This is a genomic window from Micromonospora sp. NPDC048170, assembly GCF_040652795.1.
GTDB lineage: Bacteria > Actinomycetota > Actinomycetes > Mycobacteriales > Micromonosporaceae > Micromonospora.
In genome coordinates this window covers 19620-28240 of the sequence record NZ_JBEZMR010000053.1, presented here as the reverse complement: position 1 = coordinate 28240, position 8621 = coordinate 19620, and the positions used below count along the sequence as shown (strand labels likewise).

9 protein-coding genes are annotated in these 8621 nt (G+C 76.1%); 7 read left to right on the top strand and 2 right to left on the bottom strand.

Features of this window, described 5'->3' with window-relative positions; all coding sequences use genetic code 11:
* Window positions 1–358: 358 nt before the first annotated feature.
* From AB0D32_RS31945 to crtI, 7 genes are all read left to right on the top strand, one after another.
* Entirely contained in the window at window positions 359–1345 is a 987-nt protein-coding gene (locus AB0D32_RS31945) for an EamA family transporter (protein ID WP_357098392.1), read from the top strand.
* Between the two features lie 89 nt (window positions 1346–1434).
* Entirely contained in the window at window positions 1435–1923 is a 489-nt protein-coding gene (locus AB0D32_RS31940; RefSeq protein WP_357098389.1) for a YbaK/EbsC family protein, read from the top strand.
* 73 nt (window positions 1924–1996) lie between these two features.
* The gene (locus tag AB0D32_RS31935) at window positions 1997–2734 is read left to right on the top strand and encodes a monooxygenase (protein ID WP_357098386.1); all 738 of its coding nucleotides are present in this window, start codon (window positions 1997–1999) and stop codon (window positions 2732–2734) included.
* A complete protein-coding gene (locus AB0D32_RS31930) occupies window positions 2731–3306 on the top strand; it encodes a GNAT family N-acetyltransferase (RefSeq protein ID WP_357098383.1) in 576 nt (191 codons plus the stop codon). Before AB0D32_RS31935 ends, AB0D32_RS31930 begins: the two co-directional genes overlap by 4 nt.
* The gene (locus tag AB0D32_RS31925) at window positions 3303–4187 is read left to right on the top strand and encodes a carotenoid biosynthesis protein (RefSeq protein WP_357098380.1); all 885 of its coding nucleotides are present in this window, start codon (window positions 3303–3305) and stop codon (window positions 4185–4187) included. The genes AB0D32_RS31930 and AB0D32_RS31925 overlap by 4 nt, the downstream gene beginning before the upstream one ends.
* On the top strand, window positions 4184–5311 hold the full coding sequence (locus AB0D32_RS31920; RefSeq protein WP_357098377.1) for a glycosyltransferase: 1128 nt from the start codon (window positions 4184–4186) through the stop codon (window positions 5309–5311). Before AB0D32_RS31925 ends, AB0D32_RS31920 begins: the two co-directional genes overlap by 4 nt.
* 10 nt (window positions 5312–5321) lie before the next feature.
* On the top strand, window positions 5322–6809 hold the full coding sequence (gene crtI / locus AB0D32_RS31915; protein WP_357098374.1) for a phytoene desaturase family protein: 1488 nt from the start codon (window positions 5322–5324) through the stop codon (window positions 6807–6809).
* A gap of 110 nt (window positions 6810–6919) precedes the next feature.
* On the opposite strand, the gene AB0D32_RS31910 is transcribed toward crtI, so the two are convergent.
* Together AB0D32_RS31910 and metF are read right to left on the bottom strand one after the other, a co-directional pair.
* Window positions 6920–7609 (bottom strand): CDP-alcohol phosphatidyltransferase family protein, encoded by a 690-nt coding sequence (locus tag AB0D32_RS31910; RefSeq protein ID WP_357098371.1) that lies wholly within the window; start codon window positions 7607–7609, stop codon window positions 6920–6922.
* Between the two features lie 43 nt (window positions 7610–7652).
* Window positions 7653–8570 (bottom strand): methylenetetrahydrofolate reductase [NAD(P)H], encoded by a 918-nt coding sequence (metF, locus tag AB0D32_RS31905; RefSeq protein ID WP_357098368.1) that lies wholly within the window; start codon window positions 8568–8570, stop codon window positions 7653–7655.
* Between the last annotated feature and the right edge of the window lie 51 nt (window positions 8571–8621).

The window sequence follows — 8621 nt, the reverse complement described above, 5'->3', positions numbered from 1 at the left end:
GGGTGTGCCCGCTCCCCCCCACCACCCCCGGCGGGTCTTCCCGGCGGTTTCCCCCCCCCCCGCCCGGGGGTCGTGGGCGGCGGGCGACGCTCCTGCCTGACGGGCCCGGACTCGCGACTGCCCGGGACCCAGGTGCGGCCCGCGGAGCCGCACCGCCCGGAGCCGGTGCCGCGAAACACCGCCCGGGCTGTTGGAACGGGCGTTCGAGGCAATCGAACACTCGTTCTAACTGCTGCTGACAGTACACCCTCCCTCCGACGAAAACGCAACGTGTGGCGCGCGGACGTCGGCCGACGTCGCGGCGCGTAACGACTGGTGTGCCATTCGGCCCTGACCTGGGCGGCGGTAGCCTCCGCTCGTGACAACCCCCCGCCCCGTACTCGGTGTCGCCATGGTGCTCGGCTCGGCCGTGCTCTTCGCCGTCAACGGCACGGTCTCCAAGCTGGTGCTCCGCGCCGGCCTGGACGCCCCGCAGCTCACCCTGCTGCGCGCCGTCGGCGCCGTCATCGGGCTGCTGCTCCTGAGCCTGGTGCTGCGCCCGGGGGCCCGCCGGCTCCGGGTCACCCCCGGCCAGCTTCCGCTGCTGGTCGGGTACGGGCTGACCGGGTTCTTCGCCGTGCCGATGCTCTACTTCGTCGCCATCTCCCGGCTGCCGGTCGGGATCGGGCTGCTGTTCGAGTACACCGCCCCGCTGCTGGTCGCCCTCTGGGCCCGGTTCGGCCAGCGCCACCGGGTACGCCCGCAGCTCTGGGCCGGCCTGGCGTTGAGCCTGGTCGGCCTCGCCTGCGTGGCCGAGGCGTGGGGCGAACTGAAGCTGGACGGCCTCGGCGTGCTCGCCGGCCTCGGCGCTGCGGTCTTCCTCGCCGTCTACTACGTGCTGGGCGCCCACGGCACGGCGCGCCGGGACACGCTGTCGCTGTGCACCTGGGCGTTCGGCGCCTCCGCCGTGGCAGGCCTGCTCACCCGCGCGGTCACCGTGGGCACCGGGGGCTGGGAGCCGCTGACCGCCGACACCGACGGGGGCGTTCCCGTGGCGCTGCTCTGCGGGTACATGGTGGTGCTCGGCTCGATCGCGCCGTACCTGCTGGTGGCCGGGGCGATGCGGCACCTTCCCGCGACCAGCGTCGGGATCCTCGGCATGGCCGAGCCGGTGCTCGCCTCGGCGGTCGCCTGGGTCGTCATCGGTGCCGGCGAGGCGCTCAACACCGCCCAGCTCGCCGGCGGGCTCCTGGTGCTGGTCGGCGTCGCGCTGGCCGAGACGGCCCGGGTCGCCCCGAGACGGCCCACCGCCCCGACCCAGGCCACCGCGCCGCCCGCGCCGGACACCGTCACCGTCCCGCGCTGAGCCGGCCGGAAACTCCGCCGCACGCCCGGAACCGACGCGCGGCACGGCCGGATGAGCCGCCGGGCGGCGTACCGGGAAGAATGGCCGCCATGCAGTCACACCCGAACGTACGGGCGGTGCAGGACGTGCTCGATGCCGCAGCCGCCCGGGACGGGTCCGGCACGCCGAGCACCGTCCGCCTGCTGCCCGACGCGGTCCACACCGCCGCGGCCGCCGCCGAGTCGCTCGGCGTCGGGGTCGGCCAGATCGCCAACTCGCTCGTCTTCGAGGCGGACGGCGTGCCGCTGCTGGTGCTCACCTCCGGCGCGCACCGGGTGGACACCGCCGGCCTGGCCGCGTCCCTCGGGGTCACCCGGCTGCGCCGGGCCACCCCGGAGTTCGTCCGCACGCACACCGGGCAGGTGATCGGCGGGGTCGCCCCGGTCGGCCACCCCCGGCCGCTGCGCACCCTGGTCGACACCGCCCTGGAGTCGTACGACGAGATCTGGGCGGCCGGCGGCGTGCCGCAGGCGGTCTTCCCCACCACGTACCCGGAGCTGCTGCGGGTCACCGGCGGCGCCCCGGCCGAGGTGGCGTGAGCGAGCGGACCATGAAGCCCAGCAGCGTGACGCCTCGCGCCGCCGTCGAGCGGCGCGGGGCGGGACCGACGGCGTGACCGGCGTCCCGGAGCTGGTCACGCTGCACGTGTGGCGTACCTCCCGCGCCGCGCTGCCCCGGGCGCTGACCCGGATGGCGGTCGACCCCCGCCGGCTGCGCGCGCTGCCCGGCGTACGGTTCGGCAAGCTGCTCGGCACCGGGACCGGCACCGGCTTCGGGCCGGGCGACGCCGACCTGACCCGGTGGGCGGCGCTGACCGTGTGGGACTCCCCCGCCGCCGCTGCCGGCTTCGACGGCTCGCCGGTGGGGCGCGCCTGGGCGCGGATCGCCCGCGCGTCCGCCCGGGTCGACCTGCGCCCGCTGAGCAGTCGGGGAGAGTGGTCGGGCCGCCGGCCGTTCGGGGAACCGCCCGGCGGCCGGGTCACCGGCCCGGTGCTGGCGCTGACCCGGGCCCGGCTGCGGCCACGGCGGGCGGCCACCTTCTGGCGGGCGATCCCCCCGGTGGCCGCCGCACTGCACGCCGCCCCCGGCCTGCTGGCCCGCTTCGGCGTCGGCGAGGCCCCGCTGGGCTGGCAGGGCACGGTGAGCGTGTGGCGTGACCCGACGGACCTCGTGGCGTTCGCGTACCGTCACCCGGAGCACCGGACGGCGATCATGCGGACCCCCACCGCAGGGTGGTACGCGGAGGAGCTCTTCGCGCGGTTCGAGGTGCGCGACGTGGTGGGTGACCGGGCGGTGCTGGGGTGGGTCGCGGACGGCGATCCGGGAGCGGCGGAGGGTGCACGGGCATGAGGTTGGTGCGGTGGACGCCGGACGATCTCGTCCGACGGCTGGACGACGTGGTGGCCGTCTACGGCGAGGCGATGGGATACCGCCCGGAGCTGCTGGAGGCCCGGCGTGGCTACATCGCCACCCACGTACGCCGACCCGGTTTCCGCGCCGTCGCCAGCCTGACCAGCGAGGGCCACCTGGCCGGCTTCGGCTACGGCTACCTGGGTGGCTCCGGGCAGTGGTGGCACGACCAGGTCTGGCGGGCCCTGGACGGCCCGGCCCGGCAGCGCTGGCTGACCCACTGCTTCGAGGTGGTCGAGCTGCACGTCCGGCCACCCGCGCAGGGGCACGGCCTGGGCGCGGGGCAGCTGCGGGCCCTGCTCAGCCTGGCGGAGGGCACGACCACGCTGCTCTCCACCCCGGAGGCCGACGAGCAGCGGTCCCGGGCCTGGCGGCTGTACCGCCGGTTCGGCTTCGTCGACGTCCTACGCGACTTCCACTTCCCCGGCGACGAGCGCCCGTTCGGCGTGCTCGGCCGGGACCTGCCGCTGGAGCCCCCGACACCCACCCCGCCCGGCCGAGCCGTGCCATGACCCGGCGGCTCTCCTGGACGCTGCTGGCCGCGCTGGTGCTGGCGCAGATCTGCTACCCGCTGACCAGCGGGGAGACCCGGGCCCGGCTGACCGTCGCCACCGTCCTGCTCGGCTACCTGCTCTCGGTCAGCCACGCGCTGCTCAGCCGGGGCCCCCGTACGGCGGCGGCGCTGGTCGCGGTGGCCACGGTCGGCGGGTTCGCCATCGAGGCGCTCGGCGTGGCCACCGGTTTCCCGTTCGGCAGCTACGACTACTCGGGCGAGCTGGGGCCGAAGCTGGCCGGGGTGCCGCTGATCATCCCGCTGGCCTGGACCTGGATGGCCTGGCCGGTCTGGCTGGCCGCCACCCGGCTGACCGGCGGCGACACCGGAGGCTTGCCGGGGCGGGACGACGCCGGAGGGCGGCCGGGGCGCCGGGGCGGCCGGTTCCCCGTCCGGCGGATCGCGCTGGCCGTCGTCGGGCTGGCCGCCTGGGACCTCTTCCTCGACCCGCAGATGGTGGCCGAGGGTTACTGGGTCTGGCGCGACGCCACCCCCGCCCTGCCCGGCCTGCCCGGCATCCCGGTCAGCAACTACCTGGGCTGGCTGCTCTTCGCCGTGCTGATGATGAGCGCGCTGCGCCCGCTGGCCGGGCCCGCCGTGTCCACCACCGACGGGCGGGACAACCCGATGTTCGCGCTCTGGCTGTGGACGTACTTCTCCAGCGTGCTGGCCCACGCGGTCTTCCTCGACCTGCCCGCCTCGGCGCTGTGGGGCGCGGCCGGCATGTCGGTGGCCGCCGTGCCGCTGGCGGTCACGCTGGTCCGCTCCCGCCGCGACGACCGGCCCCAGCCCCGTCAGCCCCGTCAGCCGCAGCGCCCCGGCGTCGACGCGACGGCATGACCGGCGTACTCGCGCTGCTGCTCGGCGTCGCCGCGTTGACCGCGCACACCCTGGTCAACGCCGGCCGCTGGCTGCGCCGACCGGCCGACCGGCCGGCTCCGGTCACCGAGCCGGTGGCGGTGCTGCTGCCGCTGCGCGACGAGGCCGGACGGGTCGCCCCGTGCCTGCGCGCGCTGCTCGGTCAGCGGGGCGTGCCGGGGCTACGCGTGGTGGTGCTCGACGACGGGTCGACCGACGGCACGGCGGACGTGGTCCGCGCGGTGGCCGGCGACGACCCCCGGGTCACCCTGCTCGACGGGGTCGCCCCGCCGCCGGGCTGGCTGGGCAAGCCGCACGCCTGCTGGCAGCTGGCCACCCGGGCCGACCCCGCGGCGACCACGCTGGTCTTCGTCGACGCCGACGTGGTGCTCGCCCCGGACGCGGTCGCGGCGGCCGTCACCGAGCTGCGCGCCGCGCGGGTGACGCTGCTGTCGCCGTACCCCCGGATCCTGGTGGCGACGGCGGCCGACCGGCTGGTCCAGCCGCTGTTGCAGTGGCTGTGGCTGACGTTCCTGCCGCTGCGGGCGATGGAGCGCTCGCGGCGGCCGTCGCTGGCCGCCGCCGGCGGGCAGTTCCTGGTCGTGGACCGGGCCGGCTACGAGGCCGCCGGCGGACACGCCGTGGTCGCCGGGAAGATCCTGGAGGACGTCGAACTGGCCCGCGCGGTCAAGCGGGCCGGCGGCCGGATCGCCCTCGCCGACGGCTCGCGGCTGGCCGCCTGCCGGATGTACGAGGACTGGCCGCAGCTGCGCGACGGCTACTCGAAGTCGCTCTGGGCGACCTTCGGCCACCCGGGAGCCGCGGCGGCGGTGGTGACCCTGCTGCTCCTGCTCTACACCGCTCCCCCGCTACTGGCGGTGGCTGCCCTGGCCGTCGGCGCGCCGGCGGTGGCCGCCGCGGCCCTCGCCGCCTACCTGCTCGGGGTGGCCGGGCGGGCGGTCAGCGCCCGGGCGACCGGCGGCCGATGGTGGCCCGACGCGCTGGCACACCCCGTGTCGGTCGTGGTCCTCGGTTGGCTGACCCTACGGTCGTACCATCTGCGGAAGCGGCGTCGCCTGTCCTGGCGCGGCCGCCCCGTCACCTAGGAGGCGCGGCATGGCGCGGATCGTGGTCGTCGGCGCCGGGGTGGGAGGCCTGGCCACCGCCGCCCGGCTGGCCGCCACCGGGCACGAGGTCACCGTGCTCGAACGGGCGGGCACCGTCGGCGGCAAGCTCGGCCGGTACGTCCATGACACCCCGGCCGGCCCGTTCCACTTCGACACCGGGCCGAGCCTGCTCACCCTGCCCGACGTCTTCCACGACCTGTTCGAGGCTACCGGCGCGAAGCTCGACGAGTACCTGGACCTGACGCCGGTGGACCCGATCGTGCGCCACGTCTTCCCGGGCGGCGGCCCGGCCCTCGACTCGTGCGCCGACCCGGCCGAGTTCGCCGCCCGCATCGGCGCGGCCTTCGGCGACCGGGCCGCCGCGGACTGGCAGCGGCTGTGGCGGCGGGCCGCACGGGTGTGGCAGGCGTCGGACAGGGACATCCTGCGCCGCCCGATCGACTCCCCGCTGGACCTGGCCGCGTTGGCCTGGCGGCTGGGTGACCTGGCCGCCATCGGCCCGGGCCGGACGCTGCGCGGGCTGGGCCGGCGGCACCTGTCCGACCCCCGGCTGCGGATGCTGCTGGACCGGTACGCCACGTACACCGGCGCCGACCCGCGCCGGGCTCCGGCCGCGCTGGTCGCCGTGCCCTACGCCGAGCTGGCCTTCGGCGGCTGGTACCTGCGCGGCGGGCTGGGCACGCTCGCCGACGCGCTGCTGACCCGCTGCCTGGACCTCGGCGTGGTCGTGCAGACCGGCGCCACGGTCACCCGGATCGACGCCGCGGGCGGCCGGGTGCACGGCGTACGCCTGCGCGGCGTCACCACGCCGGTCCCCGCCGACGTGGTGGTGGCCAACGTCGACGCGCTCACCCTCTACCGGGATCTGCTGCCCAGCCCGCGCCGGCTGGCCGGGCTGACCGACCGCAGCCTGGCCGGTTTCGTGGTGCTGCTCGGCGTCGCCGGGAACTCGGGGCTGGCCCACCACAACGTGTTCTTCCCCCGCGACCACGACGCCGAGTTCGACGCGGTCTTCGGCCGGCCGGGGCGGGGCGTACGGGCCCGGCCGGCGGCCGACCCCACCGTCTTCGTCACCGTGGCCGACGACCCGATGGTCCGGCCGGCCGGCCACGAGGCGTGGTTCGTGCTGGTCAACGCGCCCCGGCACGGCACCGCCACCGGCGCCGTGGACTGGCGGCGGCCCGGGCTCGCCGAGGCGTACGCCGACCGGGTCCTCGACGTGCTGGCCGAACGCGGCGTCGACGTACGGGAGCGGGTGGTGTTCCGGGAGGTCCGCACCCCGGCCGACCTGGCCGCCGCGACCGGCGCACCCGGCGGGTCGATCTACGGCACCGCCGGCAGCCTGCTGCGCCCGGCCAACCGGGGCCCGGCCGCCGGGCTGTGGCTGGTCGGCGGCTCCAGCCACCCGGGCGGCGGCCTGCCGATGGTGACCCTCTCCGCCCAGATCGTCGCCGACGAGATCGGCCCCGCCTGGTAGGGCCGCCCGCTGTGTCAGGAAGGGCACCTTGTTGACGCCTGAGGTAGAGGAAGGGGCCCTTCCTGACGCTTTGGCGGCCAGCCCAGCCCCTCCGGACGGGCCGGGCGCGGTCAGCCGGCGTCGATCAGGGCGCGGCGGACGGCGGAGAGGAGTTGCCCGAGGCCGAACCCGGCCAGCAGCACCCAGACGGCGGTCGCCATGGTGATCGTGCCGGCGGCCAGGTCCGGCTCGATCAGGCCGGTCAGCCCGGCCAGCAGCAGCCCGACCAGGGCCACCGAGACCCGGGTGGGGCGCTCCCCCACGGTCACCGCGCCGAGCTCCCGCATCCCGGCGGAGACCGCCCGGGCGCGGACGTACTCGTGCAGCCAGGAGAGCGCACCGGCGGTCACGACGAGCGCCCCCGGCGCGCCGACCAGCCAGAACGCGGCCAGCCAGGCGACCTCGCCGAGGCGGTCGGCCAGGGAGTCGTAGACGTAGCCGAGCCGGGTGGTCCGGTTCGTGGCCACCGCCACCGCGCCGTCGACACTGTCCGCCACCGCGGCGAGCAGCACGAACAGCGCCGCGAGGAAGGGGCCGTTCTGCGCCCGTACGGCGAACAGCGGCACGCAGGCGCAGAGCAGCACGCCGAACACGGTGACCGGGGTCGGGCCGACCCGCAGCCGCCCCAGCACGAACCCGACGTGGTACGAGAACCGCAGCCAGGCGCGGACGACCGGGGCCGCCGCCCGAGGGTCGAAGCCCCCGTGCAGCCGTGCCCAGGCCGTGGCGTACTCGTCCCAGTTCAGCTGTGTGCCCACCACGGAACAACCGTCGCACCGCCGCTCAGGTGTCGCGGCATCGGGGTCACACTCGCGCGCCGGCCTGGAGGTTCTGCCAGACCTCGCGGGTGGCGGTGGAGCGGTTGAGGGTGATGAAGTGGATCCCCGGCACGCCCTCGTCGAGCAGCCGCCGGCACATCTCGCTGGCCTGCTCGACGCCGAGCCGGCGCACCGCCTCCGCGTCGTCGGCGACCTTCGCGAACCGCTCGGCCAGGGCCGGCGGGAAGGGCGCCCCCGAGAGCTGCACCGAACGCTCGATGGTGCCGATCTGGGTCACCGGCATCACGCCGGCCAGGATCGGGGTGTCGCAGCCGGCGGCGGCGACCCGGTCACGCAGCCGCAGGTAGTCGTCGGCGTCGAAGAACATCTGGGTGATCGCGAAATCGGCGCCGGCCCGACACTTGCGGACGAAGTGCTCCGTGTCGCTGGCCACGTCGGACGAGCGCGGGTGCTTGTAGGGGAACGCCGCCACCCCGACGCTGAAGTCACCGGCGTCGCGCACCAGGCGGACCAGGTCCTCGGCGTACAGCACGCCCTCGGGGTGGCGCACCCAGTCGCCGCCCGGGTCGCCCGGCGGGTCGCCCCGCACGGCGAGCACGTTGCGCACCCCGACCCCGGCGAGCCGGCCGATGACGTGGCGCAACTCGGCCACGGAGTGGTTGACCGCGGTCAGGTGGGCCATCGGCAGCAGGGTCGTCTCGGTGGCGATCCGCTCGGTGACCGCGACGGTGGTGTCGCGGGTCGACCCGCCCGCGCCGTAGGTGATCGAGACGAACGACGGGCGCAGCGACTCAAGCTCGCGGATCGCCTGCCACAGCAGCCGCTCGCCCTGCTCGGTCTTCGGCGGGAAGAACTCGAAGGAGAAGGTCGGCTGGCGGTCACGGATCAGCTCCCCGATCGCCGGCTGCTGATTGGGGAGGACCGATGGAAGACCGAGCGCCACGCCACGACTCTAGCCGGCCGGTCCCCCAGTACCGAGACCTTCCCACACTGG